Origin of the sequence: Latilactobacillus sakei subsp. sakei DSM 20017 = JCM 1157, from assembly GCF_002370355.1 — a bacterium.
In the GTDB taxonomy this organism is placed as follows: Bacteria; Bacillota; Bacilli; order Lactobacillales; family Lactobacillaceae; genus Latilactobacillus; species Latilactobacillus sakei.
In genome coordinates this window covers 1,617,307-1,639,796 of the sequence record NZ_AP017929.1, presented here as the reverse complement: position 1 = coordinate 1,639,796, position 22,490 = coordinate 1,617,307, and the positions used below count along the sequence as shown (strand labels likewise).

General features: G+C 41.8%; 22 protein-coding genes. 21 read left to right on the top strand and 1 reads right to left on the bottom strand.

What is annotated here, in order from left to right:
- From LEUCM_RS08180 to LEUCM_RS08130, 11 genes are all read left to right on the top strand, one after another.
- Nucleotides 1–1,191: a phosphopentomutase gene (locus LEUCM_RS08180; RefSeq protein WP_025015830.1), complete on the top strand. Its 1,191-nt coding sequence runs from the start codon at nt 1–3 to the stop codon at nt 1,189–1,191.
- Nucleotides 1,192–1,207: 16 nt separating this feature from the next.
- Nucleotides 1,208–1,912, top strand: coding sequence for a purine-nucleoside phosphorylase (gene deoD, locus LEUCM_RS08175; protein ID WP_016264982.1), 705 nt, complete (start codon nt 1,208–1,210; stop codon nt 1,910–1,912).
- A 21-nt stretch (nt 1,913–1,933) separates the two neighbouring features.
- Nucleotides 1,934–3,163, top strand: coding sequence for a NupC/NupG family nucleoside CNT transporter (locus LEUCM_RS08170; RefSeq protein WP_025015829.1), 1,230 nt, complete (start codon nt 1,934–1,936; stop codon nt 3,161–3,163).
- A gap of 23 nt (nt 3,164–3,186) precedes the next feature.
- The gene (locus LEUCM_RS08165; RefSeq protein WP_016264984.1) at nt 3,187–4,461 is read left to right on the top strand and encodes an NCS2 family permease; all 1,275 of its coding nucleotides are present in this window, start codon (nt 3,187–3,189) and stop codon (nt 4,459–4,461) included.
- 100 nt (nt 4,462–4,561) lie between these two features.
- Nucleotides 4,562–5,443 carry a sugar-binding transcriptional regulator gene (locus LEUCM_RS08160; RefSeq protein WP_371861457.1) on the top strand — a complete coding sequence of 294 codons (882 nt, stop codon included), beginning with the start codon at nt 4,562–4,564 and terminating at the stop codon, nt 5,441–5,443.
- 18 nt (nt 5,444–5,461) lie between these two features.
- Nucleotides 5,462–6,760 (top strand): pyrimidine-nucleoside phosphorylase, encoded by a 1,299-nt coding sequence (locus LEUCM_RS08155; RefSeq protein ID WP_016264986.1) that lies wholly within the window; start codon nt 5,462–5,464, stop codon nt 6,758–6,760.
- 236 nt (nt 6,761–6,996) lie between these two features.
- The gene (locus LEUCM_RS08150; protein ID WP_025015827.1) at nt 6,997–8,331 is read left to right on the top strand and encodes an FAD-dependent oxidoreductase; all 1,335 of its coding nucleotides are present in this window, start codon (nt 6,997–6,999) and stop codon (nt 8,329–8,331) included.
- A 152-nt stretch (nt 8,332–8,483) separates the two neighbouring features.
- Nucleotides 8,484–9,143: a histidine phosphatase family protein gene (locus LEUCM_RS08145; RefSeq protein ID WP_016264988.1), complete on the top strand. Its 660-nt coding sequence runs from the start codon at nt 8,484–8,486 to the stop codon at nt 9,141–9,143.
- Nucleotides 9,144–9,154: 11 nt separating this feature from the next.
- A complete protein-coding gene (locus LEUCM_RS08140) occupies nt 9,155–9,814 on the top strand; it encodes a tetratricopeptide repeat protein (RefSeq protein ID WP_016264989.1) in 660 nt (219 codons plus the stop codon).
- 5 nt (nt 9,815–9,819) lie between these two features.
- Nucleotides 9,820–12,348, top strand: a complete 2,529-nt coding sequence (gene recD2, locus LEUCM_RS08135) for an SF1B family DNA helicase RecD2 (protein ID WP_056936400.1) — start codon at nt 9,820–9,822, stop codon at nt 12,346–12,348.
- Nucleotides 12,349–12,390: 42 nt separating this feature from the next.
- Entirely contained in the window at nt 12,391–13,602 is a 1,212-nt protein-coding gene (locus LEUCM_RS08130) for a GNAT family N-acetyltransferase (protein ID WP_011374512.1), read from the top strand.
- 60 nt (nt 13,603–13,662) lie between these two features.
- On the opposite strand, the gene LEUCM_RS08125 is transcribed toward LEUCM_RS08130, so the two are convergent.
- Nucleotides 13,663–13,902, bottom strand: coding sequence for a hypothetical protein (locus LEUCM_RS08125; protein ID WP_011374513.1), 240 nt, complete (start codon nt 13,900–13,902; stop codon nt 13,663–13,665).
- 264 nt (nt 13,903–14,166) lie between these two features.
- On the opposite strand from LEUCM_RS08125, the gene LEUCM_RS08120 reads away from it, so the two are divergent.
- From LEUCM_RS08120 to fabF, 10 genes are all read left to right on the top strand, one after another.
- Nucleotides 14,167–14,778 (top strand): LysE/ArgO family amino acid transporter, encoded by a 612-nt coding sequence (locus LEUCM_RS08120; protein WP_016264992.1) that lies wholly within the window; start codon nt 14,167–14,169, stop codon nt 14,776–14,778.
- Nucleotides 14,779–14,869: 91 nt separating this feature from the next.
- Nucleotides 14,870–15,982: a DNA alkylation repair protein gene (locus tag LEUCM_RS08115; RefSeq protein WP_016264993.1), complete on the top strand. Its 1,113-nt coding sequence runs from the start codon at nt 14,870–14,872 to the stop codon at nt 15,980–15,982.
- A 178-nt stretch (nt 15,983–16,160) separates the two neighbouring features.
- Nucleotides 16,161–16,877 (top strand): MerR family transcriptional regulator, encoded by a 717-nt coding sequence (locus LEUCM_RS08110; protein WP_016264994.1) that lies wholly within the window; start codon nt 16,161–16,163, stop codon nt 16,875–16,877.
- A gap of 1 nt (nt 16,878) precedes the next feature.
- The gene (locus tag LEUCM_RS08105) at nt 16,879–17,433 is read left to right on the top strand and encodes a GNAT family N-acetyltransferase (RefSeq protein ID WP_016264995.1); all 555 of its coding nucleotides are present in this window, start codon (nt 16,879–16,881) and stop codon (nt 17,431–17,433) included.
- 267 nt (nt 17,434–17,700) lie between these two features.
- Complete coding sequence (gene fabZ / locus LEUCM_RS08100; RefSeq protein WP_016264996.1) at nt 17,701–18,156, top strand: 3-hydroxyacyl-ACP dehydratase FabZ; 456 nt, start codon at nt 17,701–17,703, stop codon at nt 18,154–18,156.
- A gap of 10 nt (nt 18,157–18,166) precedes the next feature.
- Entirely contained in the window at nt 18,167–19,147 is a 981-nt protein-coding gene (locus LEUCM_RS08095) for a beta-ketoacyl-ACP synthase III (RefSeq protein ID WP_016264997.1), read from the top strand.
- A gap of 41 nt (nt 19,148–19,188) precedes the next feature.
- Nucleotides 19,189–19,428 carry an acyl carrier protein gene (locus LEUCM_RS08090; protein WP_016264998.1) on the top strand — a complete coding sequence of 80 codons (240 nt, stop codon included), beginning with the start codon at nt 19,189–19,191 and terminating at the stop codon, nt 19,426–19,428.
- 137 nt (nt 19,429–19,565) lie between these two features.
- Nucleotides 19,566–20,510: an ACP S-malonyltransferase gene (locus LEUCM_RS08085; RefSeq protein WP_016264999.1), complete on the top strand. Its 945-nt coding sequence runs from the start codon at nt 19,566–19,568 to the stop codon at nt 20,508–20,510.
- Nucleotides 20,510–21,241, top strand: coding sequence for a 3-oxoacyl-[acyl-carrier-protein] reductase (gene fabG / locus LEUCM_RS08080; protein WP_016265000.1), 732 nt, complete (start codon nt 20,510–20,512; stop codon nt 21,239–21,241). Before LEUCM_RS08085 ends, fabG begins: the two co-directional genes overlap by 1 nt.
- Nucleotides 21,242–21,254: 13 nt before the next feature.
- Nucleotides 21,255–22,487 carry a beta-ketoacyl-ACP synthase II gene (gene fabF, locus LEUCM_RS08075; protein ID WP_025015824.1) on the top strand — a complete coding sequence of 411 codons (1,233 nt, stop codon included), beginning with the start codon at nt 21,255–21,257 and terminating at the stop codon, nt 22,485–22,487.
- The last annotated feature ends 3 nt before the right edge of the window (nt 22,488–22,490 follow it).

Sequence of the window (22,490 nt, the reverse complement as noted above, 5' to 3'; positions counted from 1 at the left end):
ATGCAATTCAAACGGGTTTTTACAGTTGTCTTAGATTCAGCTGGTATTGGTGAAGCGAGTGATGCTGCTAACTTTAATGATGTCGGTGCCGACACACTTGGGCATATTGGTGCGTTTTACGGTGAACAATTTAAGTTACCTAACTTACAAAAATTAGGATTAGGTAATATTCGTGCATCTGATCCGATTAAGGGTGTCCCTGCGGCGCAACCAGCTTTGGGTTATTTTGGTAAGATGCAAGAAACTTCAGTTGGTAAAGATAGTATGGATGGTCATTGGGAAATGATGGGTTTACCAGTTAAAGAACCACTTGGCTTTTTCCCCAATGGCTTTCCCAACGAATTAATTCAAAAACTAGCTGCTTTTAGTGGTCGTTCCGTAATTGTTAATCGGCCCTATTCAGGCACTGATGTGATTCGGGATTATGGCGAAGAACAACTCGCAACAGGCGCTTTAATTGTTTATACATCAGGCGATTCCGTCTTACAAATTGCCGCTAATGAAGCGGTCATTGCGCTTGAGGAATTATATCGAATTTGCGAATATGCCCGGCAAATAACAATTGAAAAGCCATACCGAATTGGCCGCGTCATCGCACGTCCGTTTAAGGGGCAAGACAAAGACCATTTTGAACGGACCTCAGATCGGCATGATTATACATTAGAACCAACTGGGACGACTGATATGGATCGTTTGAAGGCAGCTGGCTTGGATGTCCTTGCAGTGGGTAAGATTAATGATATCTTTTCTGGTAAAGGGATTACAAGCGGTGTCCATACAGAAAGTAATCACGATGGAATGGTCCAAACCATCAAAAATGCACAAACCGATTTCACCGGATTTAGTTTTACAAATTTAGTTGATTTTGATGCGATGTATGGTCATCGCCGTAATCCAGAAGGGTACGGGGCCGCTTTAATGGCATTTGATCAACAATTAGGCGAATTACTAGCTGTTTTAAAACCCGATGACTTGTTACTCATCACTGCTGACCATGGCAACGATCCTGGTTTCAGAGGGACTGATCATACGCGTGAATACGTCCCATTGTTAGCTTATTCATCTCGTTTAGCAGGGAATCAATCACTTGGCGTTCGATCAACTTTTGCCGATTTAGGGGCGACGATTTTAGAAAACTTTGATTGTCCAGCAGGAGAAGTTGGTACAAGCTTTTTAACACAATTAAAATAATGGAGGCGTTATTTCTATGAGTACACATATTGAAGCCCAACAAGGGGATATTGCGGAAACTGTTTTATTGCCTGGTGATCCATTGCGCGCTAAATATATCGCTGAAACGTTTTTAACAGATGTGCACCGCTATAATACAATTCGGAATGCATTTGGTTATACTGGTTATTACAAAGGACAAGCCATTTCAGTCCAAGCTTCTGGTATGGGGATTCCATCCATCTCAATTTACGCTAATGAATTAATTCAATTTTATGGTGTTAAACGGTTAATCCGCGTTGGCACTTGTGGCGGATTAGGGACTGATGTTCACGTCAGAGACGTTGTGATTGCCCAATCCGCAAGTACAGATTCTGCTATTATTCAAAATACATTTGGTGCCGGATTGTATTATGCACCGACGGCTGATTTTAAACTCTTAATGAAGGCTTACCAAGCAGCCCAACAAGCACGAATTGCGGTTAAGGTTGGTAATATCTTGTCAGAGGATCGTTTTTACAACGATGAAATTGATCGACAAAAGCTAATCCAATATGGTGTTTTAGGTTCTGAAATGGAAGCCGCGGCACTTTATATGTTGGCAGCGAAGTTTAACGTCCAGGCATTAGCCGTGTTGACGATTAGTAATCACATCATTACAGGAGAAGAAACCTCAGCTGAAGAACGCGAAAAATCGTTTAACGAAATGATAACGGTTGCATTGGAAGCTGGTATTGCTTAAAACAGGGAAGTAGGGGACGAAATGTATCTTTTAGTGAATATTATCGGTTTAATTGTCTTTGTCGGTTTGGCCTTTTTATTCTCGAAAAAAAAGTCGCAGATTAAATGGCGTTCAATTGGCATTATGATGGCAATCGATCTTTTTCTAGCGTGGTTTTTAACCGGCTTTCCGATTGGACGCAACATCGTTATGGGAGCGGCCAATGGCTTTAATTGGTTGGTCCAAGTCGCTTATACCGGAATTGCCTTTGCTTTACCAAGTTGGGTAGCTGTTAAGCAAATGGATTTTGTGACGAGTGTCTTGTTACCAATTCTAATGATTATCCCGTTATTCGATATTTTGACGTATATCGGTGTTTTACCATGGATCATTAAATGGTTAGGGCGTGGCTTATCAAAAGTAACGGGTCAACCAAAGTTCGAATCATTTTTTGCAGTTGAAATGATGTTTTTGGGAAACACTGAAGCTTTGGCTGTTTCAGCATTACAACTCAAACAGATGAAAGGCGAACGGAACTTAACGTTAGCCATGATGTCAATGAGCTGTGTGACGGCATCCATTATTGGGGCTTATACACAAATGATGCCGGGGCAATTTATTTTAACCGCGATTCCAATTAATATTATTAACGCAATTATTGTTACTAATATCTTGAATCCGGTTGAAGTAACACCGGAAGAAGATACGATTGCAACGATGAGTGGTAGTGGGTCTGATACTTCTGACGAACAAGTAGACGTACAAGGGAAAGAACCCTTCTTTTCATTTTTAGGGGATTCAATCTTGAACGCTGGTAAGTTAGTCTTGATTATTACGGCCAACGTTATTGCCTTTGTGGCATTAGCCGCTTTGATTGATAAAATCTTACAATTGATCAATCCTTGGATTACATTGGAACATCTTTTAGGGATTATCATGTTCCCATTTGCTTGGTTGATGGGCTTAGATGTTAGTCACGCTTTTGAATTCGCGCAATTTATGGGAACTAAGTTAGTGACAAATGAATTTGTTGTAATGGGTAAAGTGACAAATACGATTGGCGATTTTGCCCCACATTACAAGGCAATTCTAACGGTCTTCATGACCTCGTTTGCCAACTTCTCAACAGTCGGCATGATTATCGGCGCTTTCAAGGGCTTAGTCGATAAATCAAAGAATAATTTAATTGCTAAAAACGTTGGTTACATGTTGCTTTCTGGTATTTTAGTGTCATTATTATCAGCAGCGACTGTTGGTTTATTCGTTTGGTAATTTGAAAGGGAGTTTTTAGAAAAATGGCATTCCAGGTGGGACATAAAAATCAAGTGCGAACAGAAATTTTAGCAGGCATCACAAGTTTCTTCGCGATTTCATACATCATTATTGTTAATCCAATGATTTTAAAGGATGCGGGGATTCCGGCTAATCTTAGTGTGTTCGCCACGATTTTTTCATCAGCAATTGGCTGTTTTATCATGGGAATTTGGGCTAAGGCCCCAATTGTTTTGACACCTGGAATGGGCGTTAATGCCTTTTTCACGTATACCCTAGTGGTTGGGATGCATTTGACTTGGCAACAAGCCGTGGCTATTTCTTTTTTCAGTAGTTTTATCTATGTCGGGATTGCCTTTACATCTCTTAGTGAGCGTTTATCCGCTTTAATCCCAGCATCGTTAAAAGCGGGGATTACGGTTGGTATTGGGCTATTCCTAGTTGTTTTAGGACTCGAAAAAGCCGAACTGATTCGCTCGGGCGGTACACAGTCGTTGCTCGCATTAGGTGATTTGAGTCAAGCAACACCACTGTTAGCCCTTTTAGGGTTGACCGTTACGCTCGTATTGTATTTAAGACAAACACCAGGGAGTTTTATCGTCGGCATTTTCTTAATCAGTGGGCTCGCGGGGATTTTTAAACTTGTCCCACAAGCAACAACCCAGATTACGATTAGTCAAATCCGTGACTATCCGCAACTTTTAATGCAAGGTGATTTTAGTTCTTTATGGACGCTAAAATTTGGATTGGCGGTTTTTTCAATGACCATGATCTTAGTTTTTGAATCGATGGGCTTATTAGAAGGTTTATTGACCGATCAGCAACAATTTAAACGCGCATTTCAAGCAAGTGCGGTAACGACTTTACTCTCTGGTTTCTTAGGGACCAGTCCCACCGTTGCAGCTGCTGAAAGTGCTTCGGGGATTGAAAGTGGTGGTCGAACTGGCATCACGGCCTTTACGGCGGGCACATTATTTTTAGGCGCACTTTTCTTTATTCCGTTGTTGCGCTTTGTGCCCCAAGCAGCCATTGCACCAGTCATTATTATTACCGGTGCTTTGATGATGATGCAGGTCCAAGCAATTGATTTGCAAGATTTTACAGAATGGTTTCCAGCCTTTTTAATGATTGTTTTGATCCCATTAACAGGTTCAATTTCAACAGGGTTAGCATTTGGTTTCGTCTTTTATCCAATTGTGAAGTGGGCGGGCCACAAAACACGACAATTAAATTGGACTTTAGTTGGCTTAGCGATGCTTTTTCTATTAGAATTGATTTGTAATACTTTTTTGATGTAATGAATTTGATGAATAGAGGTTCAAATCATGGTAGAAATTGAGTCGCATAAAAAAAACGCAACAAAGTTTAGCTGTTGCTAATTTATATTACAAAGCCAATATGAGCCAGGAAGAAATCGCAAAAAAACTGGCGATTTCTAGACCAACTGTCTCACGACTTTTGCAATATGCTAAAGAAATTGGGATTGTCCGGATTGAAATCGTTGATCCTTATGCCAGTGCACAAGCATTAGAAACGTTAATTCAACAAAAATATGATTTACCTGAGGTGCACGTCGTTTATACAGATGTCTCCGATTACCAACAAACAATTGTCCAACTTGGGCAGTATGCGGCGGATTATCTGACGTCGATTGTTAAAGACAATGATTTAATCGGTGTCAGTTGGGGCAAGACGTTAAATCAAGTGGCGCTAGCACTGAAAGAACAAACGGCTCAAAACGTTAATATTATTGAATTAAAAGGGAGTGTCACTTACACCCCAACACCGGTTTATGCCGAAGAAGTCCTGATGAAATTTGGGACGGCTTTCCATACAGCGCCGCATGTCTTGCCGTTACCGGTTGTTTTTGGCAACCAAACGACGCACGATGTTGTCATGGAAGATCGCCATATTAGACGGATGATTGAGATGGGCAAGCAAGCGAACATCGCGATTTATACGGTCGGCACGGTTCGGGATGAGGCCTTACTCTTTCAAACGGGTTATTTTAATAAGGAAGAACAAGCTGTGCTGCAACAAAAAGCGGTTGGCGATATTTGCTCACGTTTTTATAACACGAGTGGTCAAGTGACATGTGCAGCGATTGATCAGCGAACCGTTGGGATTCAACTCGCGGATTTGAAGACGAAGGAACATAGTATTTTAGTAGCAGGCGGGCAACAAAAAATTGCGGCTATTAAAGGCGCATTAGCGGGGCACTATGCAAATTGTTTAATTATTGATGTGCATACAGCCCAAGCATTGATTGCCCCTGACTAATAAGAAGGAGTGATTAGCATGAGAATGGTTGATATCATTGATCATAAGCGACAAGGTGGCGCCCTAACGGCAGAAGAAATCCAATTCTTTATTGATGGGTATACAGATGGGACGATTCCAGACTACCAAGCAAGTGCGTTACTGATGGCGATTTATTTTAATGACATGACTGATGACGAACGGGCGTTGTTGACCATGACGATGATGCGTTCGGGCGATCAATTAGATCTTTCGATGATTGACGGTATCAAAGTCGACAAGCATTCAACTGGTGGTGTCGGTGATAAGACCAGTATTCCACTTGCACCAATGATTGCAGCGTTGGGGATTCCAATTCCGATGATTTCGGGGCGTGGTTTAGGCCATACTGGTGGCACATTGGATAAATTGGAAGCGATTCCAAACTTTAACATTTCGTTAACAGAAGAAGCCTTTAAAAAGCAAGTGGCGGAGATTAAACTTGCGATTATTGGCGCAACCGGTAATATTGCCCCCGCTGACAAGAAAATTTATGCACTCAGAGATGTGACTGATACGGTTGATTCGATTCCGTTAATTGCAGGGTCAATCATGAGTAAGAAGATTGCTTCAGGCACCGATGCGTTAGTATTGGACGTTAAGACTGGTTCCGGAGCCTTTATGAAGACTGAAGAAGACGCTAAGGAATTGGCACAAGCCCTCGTTAACATTGGGCGTAGTGTGGGGATGCAATGTATGGCCGTTATTTCTGATATGAATCAACCTTTGGGCAATGCGATTGGGAATGCGCTAGAAATCGAAGAATCAATCGCCATCTTAAAAGGAGAAGGACCAGCCGATATTACAGAACTAATCTTAACGTTAGGCAGTCAAATGGTCGTCTTGGCTGGAAAGGCAAGTACCTTGGATGAAGCACGTCAATTACTACAAGGCGTGATCGACGATGGTCGAGCACTCGAAGCCTTTCGCCAAATGATTATTTATCAAGGTGGTGATCCTGCCGTTATTGAAAATCCAAAATTAATGCCACAAGCACAATATCAAATCGAATTACCTGCTAAAGAAAACGGTTATGTGACTGAAATGACCGCTAATGAAATGGGAATTGCCAGCATGTTACTTGGCGGTGGCCGGCAGGCGAAAACCGATGAGATTGATTATGCTGTCGGATTAGTCTTACACAAAAAAATCGGAGACCCCGTTCAAAAAGGTGAGAGTCTATTGACGATTTATAGTAACCGAGAAGACATTGAAGCCATTAAGGACTTGCTCTACGATAATATTAAGGTTGGTTCAAAAGCGCAAAAAGTTACTTTGATTCATGCGCTAATTCAATAACAGAAAGGACGTTAATGGGCGAACTTAACCATTAACGTCCTTTTTTAGAATAAAATCACAATGTATCAATTAAATAACATATAAATAACCAGTTTTGCTTGTGAAATCAAATAAATAGCGGGTCAAAATTGACAATTTAGAACTAAATAGCGTACAATATAATTACACGCTGATTGCGTGATGTTTCACAAAAACTGACGATGAAATCGTTTTTATATTATTTAGGAGGCAACACTATGAAAGTAGCAGTAATTGGTTGTACACACGCAGGAACCTTTGCAACACAAGCAACATTAACAGCACACCCTGATTGGGATGTCACTGTTTATGAAACACATGATAATTTATCATTTCTATCTTGTGGGATTGCGCTTTGGGTAGGTGGCCACGTCTCTGATCCTAAAAAAATGTTCTATTCAAGTCCAGAAATGTTAGCCCAATTGGGTGCACATATGAAGATGCAACACACTGTCTTGAAGGCAGACTTGAAAGAGAAAGTCTTACACGTTAAGAACTTAGTGACTTCTGAAGAAACAATTGAAAAATTTGATAAAATTATTGTCACAACTGGTTCATCACCAGTGATTCCACCAATCGAAGGTATTGATAATCCCAACGTTAAATTATGTAAAAACTGGGAACATGCTAACGAATTGAAGAAGAGTGCACCTGATGTGAAGAGCGTCATTGTCATCGGTTCTGGTTACATTGGTGCTGAATTGGCTGAAGCTTATGCGACAACTGATAAAAAAGTAACCTTGATAGATGCTTTACCACATGCACTTGGTAAAAACTTTGATCCTAATATCTCTGAGATTGTTGAACAAGATTACAGAGATCACGGTGTTCAATTAGCCTTAAGCGAAAAAGTAGTTAGCTTCTCAGGTACTGATCAAGTAACTGTTAAGACTGATAAGAACGAATACACAGCTGATCTTGCAATCTTATGTGTTGGTTTCAGACCAAATACTGGCCTCTTCAAGGATCAAGTTGAAATGCTAGGCAACGGTGCGATTACAACTGATGAATATATGCAAACATCTGTTAAAGGTGTCTATGCTGCCGGCGATTCAGCTGCTGTATACTATAACCCAACGCAAAAAGCAGATTACATTCCATTGGCAACTAATGCTGTTCGCCAAGGCTTGTTAATTGGTCGCAATATCGAAACACCAACTGAAAAATATATGGGCACACAAGCAACATCAGCCGTTGAATTGTTCGGTCGGACATATTCTGGTAGTGGTTTGACAGTTGAAGGCGCTAAGGTCCGCGGGATGGCAGTTGCAACAACTACTTTGACTGAAGATTATCGCCCAGACTTTATGCCATCAACAACACCTGTTTTGATGAACTTAACATGGGATCCTAAGACGCGCCAAGTTTTAGGGGGCTCATTTACAAGTCAATATGATATTGCACAAGCAGCTAACGTCATTTCAATGGCCATCCAAACGAAGATGACAATTGATCAATTAGCAATGGTTGATATGTTCTTCCAACCTAACTACGATCAACCATTGAACTACGTCAACGCAATTGCAATGAAAGCTGTCGCTGAAAGTCATTAATCAAAAAATGCGTGAGACGCTTTTAAAGGTGCTGGGGAAAATTTTCCCCAGTGCCTTTTTTGTTATAAAAAACAACCTTTTAATAGGATAGACTTGAATTTGGGCGATGACTCTTTCATAATGAAAAGTAAGTTATTTTGAGGAGAAAGTGTATGACAACCTTATATTTTGTACGTCACGGTAAAACTGAATGGAATTTGGCAGGGCGCTATCAAGGTGCGAATGGTGATTCACCACTACTGGCTTCTAGTTATACGGAAATCGGTGAATTAGCTAACTATTTAAAAGACATTCAGTTTGCCCATCTCTATACAAGTCCAATGAAGCGCACGCGCGTGACGTCAGCAACTCTTAAACAAGATTTACACCAAGATTTTCCAATCACGGTGGTCGATGGCCTCCACGAATTTGACCTTGGTTTAATGGAAGGCATGTATTTTACTGAAGTTCAGGAACGTTTCCCGGAAACGTTACGGACTTTCCGCGAAGCACCAGCTGAATATGATGCGAGCGTCATTAATGGTGAAAGCTTCCCGCAAGTAATCAAACGTACAACTGCGGCGATTGCGCAGATTATGGCCACGGCTAAACCAGACGATCAGATTTTAATTGTGAGTCACGGAGCGGCATTAGTTGCCATGATTCAGGCGTTATTAAAAACACCCTTGGCAGATATTCGTGCCCACGGTGGTTTAACGAACTCATCTGTCACAACGTTAAAAACGACTGATCAAGGTCAGTCATTTGAACTATTGGATTGGAACGAAACGGCCTTTTTAAGCCGCACACTTTCTGCGTCAGATACCATTTAGGAGATGATTTGATGAAACCCGAAATTTTAAAAAAATGGGCAGCTGGCCAACACGAAGAAGCCGTTCAACAGCTAGTTGATTATTTAGAAAAAACACCCACTGATATCGAAGCGTACGTCACACTAGCGACTTTTTTGACGACCCTCAAAGATTATGAACAAGCTGAAGAGCTTTTACAAAAAGCGCTAACGCAATTCCCAGAAAACGACGCGCTCCAATATGCACTCGGGACACTCTATTATCAAGCTGAAGCTTATCAACAAGCTGAGACCACTTTCTCGCAATTGGTGAAGGAGACCCAAGCACTAGATGCGCAATATATGTTGGCACAAACTTATCATCAATTGGAACAAAACGCTCGGGCAATGGCCTTTGCACTCACTGTTCAGGAAAAACAACCAGATCAATTAGATGCTAATATCCTAGTCGGTAATATTTTGATTAGTTTAGGCGATTTTGATCAAGCACAAACCTACTTTAAAAATGCACATCGCATTGACGCTCAAAACGGCGAAGCAGTTTTCAAATATGGTTTAACGCAGCTAGTTCTTGGTCGAGAAAGCCAGTCATATTTTGAACGTGCCAAAACATTAGATCCAGCATACTTTGAAAAAAATAAACAACAACTGATTGATATTGAAGGCTTTATGCGCGCCAAAGATCAGAAATAATAGGGATGGCGATTTTGGAAACAGAAAATACGGTCGATAATAAACCAACCGTTACCGGAACGGTCCAAAGTGTTTTTTACGAGAATCCCGGTAACTTTTTTAAGATTCTCTTGATTAAAATTGCCCATAAGACAATTGATTGGCACGAGCCAGAGATTGTCGTGACTGGTAGTTTTGGTGAGATTAAAGAAGACGAACGCTATACGTTTTATGGCAAAGTCATCACCCATCCTAAATACGGTCAACAATTTCAAGCTGACAACTATCAGGTTGACCAACCGACGACTAAGACTGGCTTAGTCGCCTATTTATCTGGCGAAAAATTTGCCGGCATCGGTCAAAAAACGGCAGAGAAGATTGTCGATACCTTAGGATTAGACGCGATTGATAAGATCTTAGCGGATTCAACCGTTTTAGCGCCGCTGGGTTTAAATGATAAGAAACAAGCGACGTTGGTTGAAACGTTGACGATTAATAATGGGATGGAACAAATTATCATTGGCCTCAATAATTACGGTTTTGGGAGCTCGATGGCCTATAATATCTATCAGACTTATCACGAAGATACCTTGAAGATTATTCAAGAAAATCCTTATCAACTAGTGGCCGACATTGCCGGTATTGGGTTTAAACGGGCGGATAATTTAGCCGAGAAAATTGGCTTTGCAGCCGATTCGCCAGCACGGATTCAAGGGGCGCTGATGCAAGCCTTGAACGAACTGACAAATCAAGCGGGTGATACGTTCACTCAGGCGAAGCCGTTATTAGCAGCCAGCATTCAATTGATGGAACAGGCACGGAACGTGGCGATTGATCCGAATTTAGTGGCAGAGCAATTAATGGTCTTGGCACACGACGGCAAAGTGGTCGGAGATGAAAATCGGATTTATCCGAATGGTTTGTACAACGCGGAATGGCAAATTGCGAACCACTTGATGCGGATTGAAAATGAACGGGATAAAATTAGTTATCCTAAACATGATCTGGATAAAGAAATTCGCCGGCTCGAAAAACGTTTTAAGATGAGCTATGATGGTGTTCAAAAAAATGCAATCAAATTGGCGATGACGCACAGAGCCTTTCTACTAACGGGGGGCCCTGGTACGGGGAAAACAACGATTATTAATGGGATTGTGACTTTATTTGCTGAGTTAAACGGTCTTTCGCTTGATATCAACGAATATAAAGACACACCATTCCCAATTTTATTGGCGGCACCCACCGGGCGAGCCGCTAAACGGATGAGTGAAACAACTGGCTTGCCAGCTAGCACGATTCATCGTTTGTTAGGGATTACGGGCCGTGAAAATAATCCTGATATCGATAGTAAGGAACTAGAAGGCGGCTTATTAATTGTCGATGAAATGTCGATGGTTGATACGTACCTCTTTAGATCGCTGATTCGAGCGGTGCCTAGCAATATGCAAGTCGTCTTTGTTGGTGATAAAGATCAGTTGCCATCAGTTGGCGCGGGGCAAGTCTTTTTTGATTTACTGCAGAGTCAGGCAATTCCGGCAATCGAACTGCAACAAATCTACCGACAAGACGATGAGTCGACGATTATTCCGCTAGCCCATGAGATTAATCAGGGCCAACTACCAGCTGATTTACTCCAACCGCAAAAGGATCGGAGCTTTATTCAGTGCAGTCCTTATCAGATTGAATCAGTGATTAAACAAGTGGTCACTAAAGCAAAAGAACGGGGTTTTGAGACGAAGGACATTCAAGTGCTAGCACCGATGTATCGTGGGGCAGCCGGAATTGATCAATTAAATCCAATGATTCAAAATATCATGAATCCGAAGGTCGATGATCGTAAGAAACAAGTTAGTTTAGGCAATGTTCATTACCGGATTGGCGATAAGATTTTACATCTGGTTAATAGTCCGGAATTAAACGTCTTTAACGGTGAAATTGGGCAAATAACCGGGATTACGTATGCTAAAGATAGTGATGACAAGATGGACGAGTTAACGATTGCCTTTGATAGTACCGAAATTACCTATAAACGGACGGAATGGCATAAAATTACGTTGGCGTATTGTACGTCGATTCATAAGGCTCAAGGTTCTGAATTTGAAATGGTAATTCTACCATTGGTTAACCAATACCAGCGGATGCTGAAACGGAACTTGTTGTATACAGCAGTGACACGGGCGCGGTCCTTATTGATTTTAATTGGGGAACCAAGTGCTTTTGATAAAGCAGCTAAGGAATTATCCGCAAACCGACAAACAACGCTTAAAGAACGGATTATCAGCGTCTTTAATGGTGAAAAGGTGAGCCAAGCGGTCAAAACTGCAAGTGTTGGTTTAACGGAAGCTAAACCGGCTGTTGAAAAGCCAACGCCGGCTAAAGAAGCGGCGCCAGAACAATTGGCATTAGTGGACGATGCAGATGACAGCGAAGAAACAATTCAAGAAGCACCTGCTAATTATGAATTAACACCAGCCTTGGTGAGTGGTCATCAGATTGACCCGATGATTGGAATGGCGGATTTAACGCCGTACACATTCATGACAAGTGCTAAGTAGTGTATAATAAGAAAAACGATTAAATAAAAATGAGGCGAAACAATGGCTGACCAGCGAGCTAATTTAGAAATTAGACCCGTGACAATCGAGTATTTAGAACAATTTAATGACTTATTACGATATGTTTTCCAGGTAACCGATCAGGAAGTTTCTGATAGTGGTTATGAAGAAGGCGAACTAGAACGTGCTAAACGGCCGGTCTTAGAAAAATCAGATGTGATTGGTTGGTTTAATGGCGATGAATTAATTTCCCAACTCGCAATTTATCCTTGTGAAGTTAATATTCATGGAAAAATTTTTAAAATGGCTGGGTTAACCGGTGTGGGCACCTATCCAGAATATGCCGGCCACGGTTTAATGCATGATTTAGTAAAAGTCGGCTTAGACCAAATGCGGCAAAATAAACAATGGATTTCCTATCTCTATCCTTACAGCATTCCTTTTTACCGTAAAAAGGGCTGGGAGATTATGTCCGATCATCTGACTTATGATATTCGCGATAGTCAATTACCCAAGCAACAACCCGTTAACGGGCATGTTGAACGTTTGGACATTGACGATGCTGATGTGATTATGATGTATGATAAATTCGCGCTTCGCAATCATGGCGCTATGATTCGCAATGAGTTAAATTGGGATGAATATTGGCGTTGGGAAAACGAAGAAGAACGGATTGCCGGCGTTTATTATGATGAAAACGAAGAACCAACTGGCTACGTGCTTTATTGGATCGCTAACGAAGTCTTCCATATTAAAGAAATGATTTATTTGAATCAAGAAGCACGAATTGGTTTGTGGAACTTTATCGGTGCGCATTATTCAATGGTCGACCACGTTAAGGGCAATCTCTATCAAGATGAACCAATTACGTTCCTATTGGATGATGGGGATATTGAGCAGACTATTAAACCTTATTTCATGGCGCGGATTGTTGATGCTAAGGAATTCTTACAAGCTTATCCGTTTGAAACGGACGGGCAAGCCTTCCATATTGAATTAACGGATCCACTAGCTGAATGGAATAACGGCACATTTGGTGTTTATTGGGACGAGCAAGGAAAAGTCCATGTTACGAGTCGGCCGGTTGGCGAAAAGGTTGTTTGCGATATTCAAACGTTGACGACCATGTTAATGAGTTACCGACGCCCATCATATTTAGCTAAAATTGAACGCCTGCAGGCCACAAAACAAACGCTTAAAAACTTAGAGAATATTATTCCGGTTGAACAACCTTATTTCTCAGATTATTTCTAAAAAAAGAGCCCTCAGTATTGGCGTTTAGCCAGAACTGAGGGTTCTTTTTGAATAGTTGGGTTATGAACGGATTGATATTTCAATAATATCCGCACTCGAATAAATAATATCAGGATTGCGCTTCGCAATAAATAAAGGCGTCTCTTTGATGAAATGCGTTATGAACGCGACAATATCTTGATGGGGAAAGTCCCTAATAGCAAGTTTATTAGTGCGCGGCGCATCCGCTGCTGTTCCGCATAGGACGTCATCATCTTTGAGAACGATCTTTGTGTTGTCGAATAACGTTAATTTGACCATAATTTAAAACCACCTTTCAATATTTATTGTATCGATAAGAAAGCGTTTTTACAAGAAAAATAGTTAATGCAGTGTAGTAAATTATATCGCCAACAATTGACTAATCGTATAGATAATAACGGCCATTAAGATAACACCGATAATGAATAATGATGATAAGTTAATTTAAAGGACTAGACGTCGCCGCTAAATTCAGATAGAGTAGAGGTTTATAGGTCATTTTAGTGAACTAGAACTGGATATGAGATTTAGAGGAGGATTTGGATGATTTTTTTAAAAGGGATGCTAATTGGGTTTGCGTTTGTCGCACCAATTGGGATGCAAAATATTTTCGTATTTAATAATGCATTGTCAAATACGACACGGCGCGCGGTTTTAAATAGTTTGTTTATTTGGTTATTTGATGCGCTCTTTTCCGTGGTGGCCTTTTATGGCATTGGTGCGTTGATTATTCAAAATGAGATTATTAAGTATACGATTATGGGTGTCGGCGGGCTGTTGATTTTGTGGATTGGCTATACAATTTTACGGAGCGCGCGGGCGGCCGTCGAATTTGGTAAATTACAGCCAATTCCGCTCAAAAAAGTAATTTTAACAGCCTTCATTGCCGTTTGGGGTAATCCGCAAGCCTTGATTGATGGCACGTTGATGCTGGGGGCCTTACGGGGCGATATGACTGCCAGTCAATCATTACCATTTATTATCGGCGTTGTGACGGCGACTGCTAGTTGGTTCTTCGGCATTGCCATTTTGTTTAGTATTTTTAGAGATAAGGTCTCACCTAAATTCCTAATGTGGGTTAACATCCTTAGCGCATTAATCATTATCGGTTATGGTTTGATGTTAATTGTGAAAGTGGTAGGTATTTTAATTTAGATCGCAAAAAAACGCACATCATTGATGGGCGTTTTTTTTAGCCGTTAAGAACGGTATGATAGAAGAAAGTGAAAAAACGGAGGCATTACTAATGGCTGAATTGTTAAAAGATATTTATACAGAAGCATTCCTGACGACCTTTAGTCAGCAAGTTCAAGAAGTTTATCGGCCCTTTAAAGCGCAACAATTTGTGAGGGCCGTTCTAGCTGATAATTGGGCCGATTTAACGTTGAAACAACGGACACGTCAGATTGCAATCGTACTCGGTCAATTCTTACCACAGGACTATTCAGAAGCGATTGCACTTTTAGAACAACTGGCACCTGATTGTCAGGGCTTTGCCTATCTTTTTTTCCCGGATTTCGTTGTTGTTTATGGCACACGTTCCGATGATTGGGCGCTTTCAATGCACGCACTTGAGATTTTTACCCAACAATCTTCAGCGGAGTTCGCCATTCGGACTTTTATTTTAACGGATCCAAAACGCGCAATGGGCCAAATGACACAATGGGCGCAAAGCGCTAATGCCCATGTGCGGCGTTTAGCAAGTGAAGGCTGTCGACCACGTTTACCTTGGGGAGAATCTTTACCGGTATTTAAACAAGATCCGACACCGGTCTTAGCGATTCTAGAACGACTTAAAAATGATCCTGAACTATACGTTCGACGCAGCGTCGCGAATAATTTAAACGATATTGTTAAGGACCACCCACAATTGGTGATTGAAACGGCTAAAAAGTGGCAGGGACAATCCGAAGCGGTTGATTGGGTGATTCGTCATGGTTGCCGGACGTTATTGCGAAAGGATTTCTTGGCGGTTCAAACCTTATTTGGTTATGCAGCCGATAGTCCAGCAAAGCCGTTAGTGCTAGCAGCAACTATCAAAACAACCGCGACAACTGTAGCCATTGGTGATAAATTAGCGTTTCACTATCAGATTCGCTTTAGACCGGAAGCCAAGCTACTGGTTCGGGTTGAATACGCAGTAGATTATGTGAAGGCCAATGGTCAACAGTCGCGTAAGTTATTTAAGCTAGCGGAAAAAGAAATTGATGGTCGCCAGGGGCTACGTGGTGAACGGCAAATTAATTTTAAAGATTTAACGACTCGGAAACACTATCCAGGGCAACATAACGTGGCACTGATTGTCAACGGACGAGAAGTGGCTAAAACTGCGTTTGAAGTGGTCCGGCGTGAGGAGTGACATTTTTCAAAAACGTGTTATTCACACCAACTTTCTGCGCTTTACGAGACTTGTCAAACCGGCGTCTTTGATGCCAATTCGCCAAGTAGCGTAAATGCTCAAAAGTAAGCCGGTGTGAATAACATTCTCTTGACCCTTGGGTTACCCTAGGGTTTATACTTTTTTGTGAGGTGAGAAGATGGCTGAAAAGTTATTGACGATTTCGGCATTTGCCAAATTATTTAAGACAACGCAGTACACTATTCGGCATTATGAGGATAAGGGGTTGTTATTGCCAGCGAAAATCGCTGAGAATGGCTATCGGCAATATGGTATGGCCGAGGCCTATCAATTATCGTTTATTCTATTTTTGCGGGCATTAGATTTATCAGTAGCTGAAATAAAGTTGATTTTAACAACGGATTATCCAGAACAAACGATGCTTCTGAATAAAAAACAAGCGCTGCAACAAGAAATTGCACGGTTACAAGCGTTAGAGCGAACCGTTGATGAGCAATTACAACAAGCGACTCATGAAACAACCTATCGAGTCAATCAAACAATTCACTTGCGCGTTTTAAAACGGCTACCATTTGCGCAAGATTTTGACTTATCGGTAGTTGAAGCAATTGATTGGCAGCCTGATTTGATGGTCCGCCAGCTGTATTATGTGATTGGCGAAACGGATTATGCGATTTGTATCGCAACGCCCACGCCAAGCGACTACCACATTGCCGCCGGTTGTTATGACTTCACGACAATTGAAGCCGCGAGCGGCACGGAATTTGATAGCGCCTTGTCAGCCATCACGACTCACCAAAACTTACCGTTAATTGGCATTGAAACGCGGGGCACTTTTTTGAGCCCAGGCAAACACTTAGCGGTTAAAATACTAGGAAAAAGGCAGGTACAATAATATGCAACTTGAAACACAACGCTTAATCCTCAGACCATTTGAATTGACGGATGATCAAGCAATCTATGAATATGCAAAGGATCCAGCGATTGGCCCCATCGCCGGTTGGCCAGTGCACACTAGCGTCGCTAATAGTCGCGAACTCATTCAAAACTATTTAATGGCAGAAGGAATCTATTCAGTTAATTTGAAAACCACACCACAACACGCAATCGGTAGTGTTGGTTTAGAATTAGTTAAAAATGGTGGTGGACAACCCTTTATGGGTGAGAATGATGCCGAAATTGGTTATTGGATTGGTGTCCCATATTGGGGCCAAGGTTTAATCCCTGAAGCATCAAAAGCGATTTTGGCATATGGTTTTGAAACGCTTAAACTTGATAATATTTGGTGTGGTTATTATGACGGTAACCAACAATCAAAGCGCGCCCAAGAAAAATTAGGTTTCCAACCAGAATTGACGATTGATGAAATGTATAACCCATTATTAGATGATACACGTCAAGAACACTTCACGAAGATGACCAAGAAACAGTGGCTAGCGTTGAATAATTAAGCGCAAGAATATAAAAAACAATCCTCCAATCATTTTGGCTGCTACCGAATGATTGGGGGATTTTTTCGTATTTTATTCATTTAAAAATTTTATTGTATACGACATAAACAAATCGCGTTAAATCGGCTTTTCCGCCACCTTATGCGATATTTCAACGTAAAATATGTTTTAAAGTCGAATTGACTTCAAAAAAAACATATGGTATTGTTCATGAATGGAAATGTGATACGCCGTATTACATTTTTAAATAATCAATGGGGAGGCATTATGACACTCTTAAATACAACTGAGATTATGGCGCTAATTCCAAATCGGTACCCAATTATTTATATTGATACTGTTGAGTCGTTAGTACCTGGTGAAGAAGTGGTCGCAATCAAGAACGTCACGATTAATGAGCAATTCATGCTTGGCTATCGTCCCGATTCACCACAGATGCCAAATACATTAATGATTGAAGCTTTGGCACAGACAGCTTCAATATTAATTCTAAAATCACCAGAATTCTTTGGGAAGACAGCTTACCTAGGCGCTGCTAAAAACGTTTTGTTCCATCAAACGGTTCGGCCCGGTGATCAAATCGTCTTCACAGTTAAATTAACTAAGAAAAAAGAAAATATGGGAGTTGTCCAAACCAATGCGACTGTTAATGGTCAAATGGTTTGTGAAGCGGAGCTAACCTTTGTTGTGGCCCCGCGTGATGATCTCCTCGGAAAAAAGTAGAGGTTAACAAATGGCCTTTAAAATAATTGAAACGGCAAGTGCTTTACCCGCCAACATTGTGACTAACGACGATTTAACGGCCATTATGGAAACTTCTAATGAATGGATTGAAAGTCGAACAGGTATTTTAGAAAGACGGATTTCGGAAACGGAAAATACGTCTGATTTATGCTTACGCGTAGCACAAACGTTATTGGACAAGAGCGGTATCGCAGTTTCACAAATTAACGCGATTATCGTTGCGACGATGACGCCGGATTATTACACACCTTCAACAGCAGCTATTGTGCAGGGGCGATTAGGGGCTGACCAAGCGTTTGCGTTTGATATTAGCGCCGCTTGTTCCGGCTTTACCTATGCACTATCTGCTGCGCGAGGATACGTACAGACGCCAGATGATTACGTTTTGGTCATCGGTGGCGAAGTTATTTCCAAAATGCTTGATTGGTCAGACCGTAGTACCGCCGTTTTATTCGGTGATGGCGCTGCGGGTGTCTTGTTACAAGGCACTACCGCTGACCAAGAGAGTTGGGTCAGTGAAAAGCTGATCACGATTGGGACGGAAAGTGACCAATTAGTTTCAGGTTACGCACCGGTTAAACGGCCTAATTTTGGCCAGGTTGGTCAAACGCAAGTCGGGATTGATTTTTTCAAAATGACCGGTAAAGCAATCTACCAATTTTCAACTCGGCGCGTACCCAAAGCAATTGAAGCAGCGGTCTTAGAAGCCGGTTTGACACTTGATCAAATCGATCACTTCTTAGTCCACCAAGCGAATTCACGCTTGATTACAAAAATGGCTAGCATGTTGGATCAACCGCTAACCAAGTTTCCAATGAATTTACAGCACTACGGTAATACTTCGGCTGCCAGTATTCCACTATTATTAGCGGAACAAGTCGAAACAAACCACGTTAAGCGCGGCGATGTATGCGTGCTCTGTGGTTTTGGCGGTGGGTTAACCATCGGCATTCAAATTATTCGTTATTAAAAATAAACTAAAAAATTAATTAATTATAAGGGGTTTTAATCATGACACAAGCAGACATCTTAAAAAAAGTACAAGCAGTTATCGCAGAACAATTAGACGTTGAAGAAAGCCAAGTAACACCTACAACGAACATCCGTGAAGATTTAGATGCAGATAGCTTAGATATCTTTGAAGTAATGAATCAATTAGAAGATGACATGGAACTTAAATTAGATCCAGACGAATCAATCGTAACGGTTCAAAACGTTGTTGACTATATCGAAAAAACAATGAACAAATAAAGCGTGCGTTTGAAACGGTTTGACTCTGAGCATTAACCGCATTTGGCGAATTGGCGATGAAATCGCTGATTTGACAAATATCGTTAAGCACAAGAGTCAGTTTCAAAATGGACATTTAGCAATCTAAAGGAGCACAGATGATGGTTAAAATTGGACTTTTAATGAGCGGTCAAGGTAGCGAAGCCGTTGGGATGGGGAATGATTTATATCAAGATTATCCCATTTACCACGACACGATTGACCAAGCGAGTCAGCTGACACAACTTGATTTACAAAAAATCATGAATGATGCTGATTTATTAGGTCAAACGCGTTATGCGCAACCGGCGATCGTGGCTATGAGCGTTGGGATTAGCCGCATGTTAACAGATACGGGGATCTTAACAGCTGGTGCCTTAGGGCTTAGCTTAGGGGAATATTCAGCATTGATTGCCAGTGGCATGCTTGATTTGACGACCGGTTTACCGCTAGTTGCCAAGCGTGGTGCTTTAATGCAAGCGACTGTTGAAGCACATCCTGGCGCGATGATTGCGATTTTAAAACCTGATATTAATCAAATTCAAGCAGCTTGTGAGACGATTCAAAAGACTGGTGAAACGGTGACGATTGCGAATTACAATTCGCCCAAACAAATCGTCGTTGGTGGGACTCAAAGTGGGATTCAGGCGTTAACAACGTTATTTGAAACGCTTGAAGTAGCACCTAAAGTGATTCCGTTACCCGTTAAAGGGGCGTTTCATACCGCTTTATTTGAAGAAACGGCGCATCAATTTGAACAAGCACTGGCGCAAGTCACTTTTAAAGAGGGCGTTTATCCCGTGATCAGTAATACAACTGAACAACCTTTTGAAGTTACTAGCTTACAAGCAACCTTAACTGCACAGATGTATCAACCAACTCATTTTGCGACTGGTCTGACACAATTGGCTAAGCAAGAGGTGACAACGGTTATTGAAGTGGGGCCGGGCAACGCACTTAGCAAGTTTGCACGTCAAACGGTCCCTCAATTAGACCGATTTAATATTAGCAGTAGCGCACAGTTTGAAACTGTCGTGGCTGCCTTGAAAGAAGGCGCACATTAATGACTTCAAATGAAAAAGTAGCCGTGATTACTGGTGGTAGCCGCGGTATTGGTCGGGCAATTGCCCTTAAATTTGCAGCAGCAGGTTATCAACTCGTGCTCAATGCGCGTTCAGCATTAGATGCTGAACTCGTCCAAGCAATCGAAGATTTAGGCGTGACCTATTTATTCGTACAAGGCGATATTACCGCAGCAGATACCGCTGATCGTTTGGTTAAAGAAACCTTTGAATGCTATGGTCGATTGGACGTTTTGGTGAATAATGCCGGTATTACGCGCGATAAGCTCGTGATGGCGATGTCTGTTGAAGATTTCCAAGCGGTCGTTGATGTCAATTTGGTCGGCACTTTTAGAGTGACCCAAGTGGCCTTCAAAAAAATGTTACGCCAACGCAGTGGTTGTATTATCAACCTTTCAAGCGTGATTGGCCAACACGGTAATATGGGCCAAGCCAATTACGCCGCTAGTAAAGCGGGTGTGATTGGGTTCACCCAATCCGTCGCCAAAGAAGGCGCTCTGCGTAACGTCCGGTGTAACGCGATTGCACCAGGAATGATTGAAACTGAAATGACAGCGGTCTTAAAACCGAGTGTTAAAGAAGCGATTATGACGCAGATTCCATTACAGCGTTTTGGTCAACCAGATGAAGTGGCATCAGCCGCTTTATTTTTAGCAGAAAATGACTATTTGACGGGGCAAGTTTTGACTGTCGATGGCGGGATGACAATATAAGTGAGGGATTAAGATGACGAGAGTAGTAATTACAGGAATGGGCGTTGTGGCACCTTTAGGAAACGACGTTGAGACATTTACACGCCGGATTCTAGCGGGCGAATTAGGCATTGGCCCCATTACAAAGTTTGATGCAACCACAACAGGTGTGTCATTAGCTGCCGAAGTTCTTGATTTTGATCCGGCATTACGAATCGGCAAGAAAAAAGCAAAGCGAATGGATTTATTTTCACAATACGCACTTGATAGTGCACTAGCAGCACTCGAACAAGCCGGTATTAACGACGAAAATACCGTACCAGCCGACATGGGCGTCATTTACGGTTCTGGGATTGGTGGTTTAACCACGATTCAAGAACAAGTGACGCGTATGGTTGAAAAGGGTGCTGATCATATCTCACCACTTTTTGTGCCTAAATCAATTGGAAATATGGCTGCGGCCAATATCGCCATTGAAATCGGTGCGCAAAATATTTGTACAACGATCGTAACCGCTTGTTCAAGTGGGGCTAATGCGATTGGTGAAGCTTATCGTCAAATTAAAGAGAACCGGGCCACTGTAATGGTGACCGGTGGTTCTGAAGCCTCAATCAATGAAATTGGGATTGGTGGTTTCGCGGCGTTATCAACGTTATCAACCGCGACAGATCCAGCACGGGCTTCATTACCTTTTGACGCAGACCGTAAAGGGTTTGTGATGGGTGAAGGTGGCGCCACTTTAATTTTAGAAAGTCTTGAACACGCACAAGCACGCCATGCGACCATTTTAGGTGAAGTCACAGGATACGGGACCAATTGTGATGCCTACCATATGACATCGCCTAATCCAAATGGTGAAGTTGCTGCTCGTGCAATGCAAATGGCAATTGATGAAGCTGGGATTACAGCGGCCGATGTTGATTACGTTAATGCACACGGCACTGGAACGGTTGCCAATGAGTTAGCAGAATCTGCTGCTTTGGCACGTGTTTTTGGTGACGAAGGAACAGTTCCTGTCAGCAGTACAAAGAGTATGACAGGTCATTTATTAGGGGCAGCCGGTGCGCTTGAAGCAATCGTTACAATTGGTGCTTTACAAGCCGGTACTTTGCCACCGAACGTTGGGTTACAAAATACTGATCCGGACTGTCACGTGAACTTAATTAAGACACCACTAGCTGCCCCAGACGCACAATATGGTATGAGTAACTCATTTGGCTTTGGTGGCCATAACGCTGTGTTGTTGTTGAAGAAATGGAGCGATTAGTTA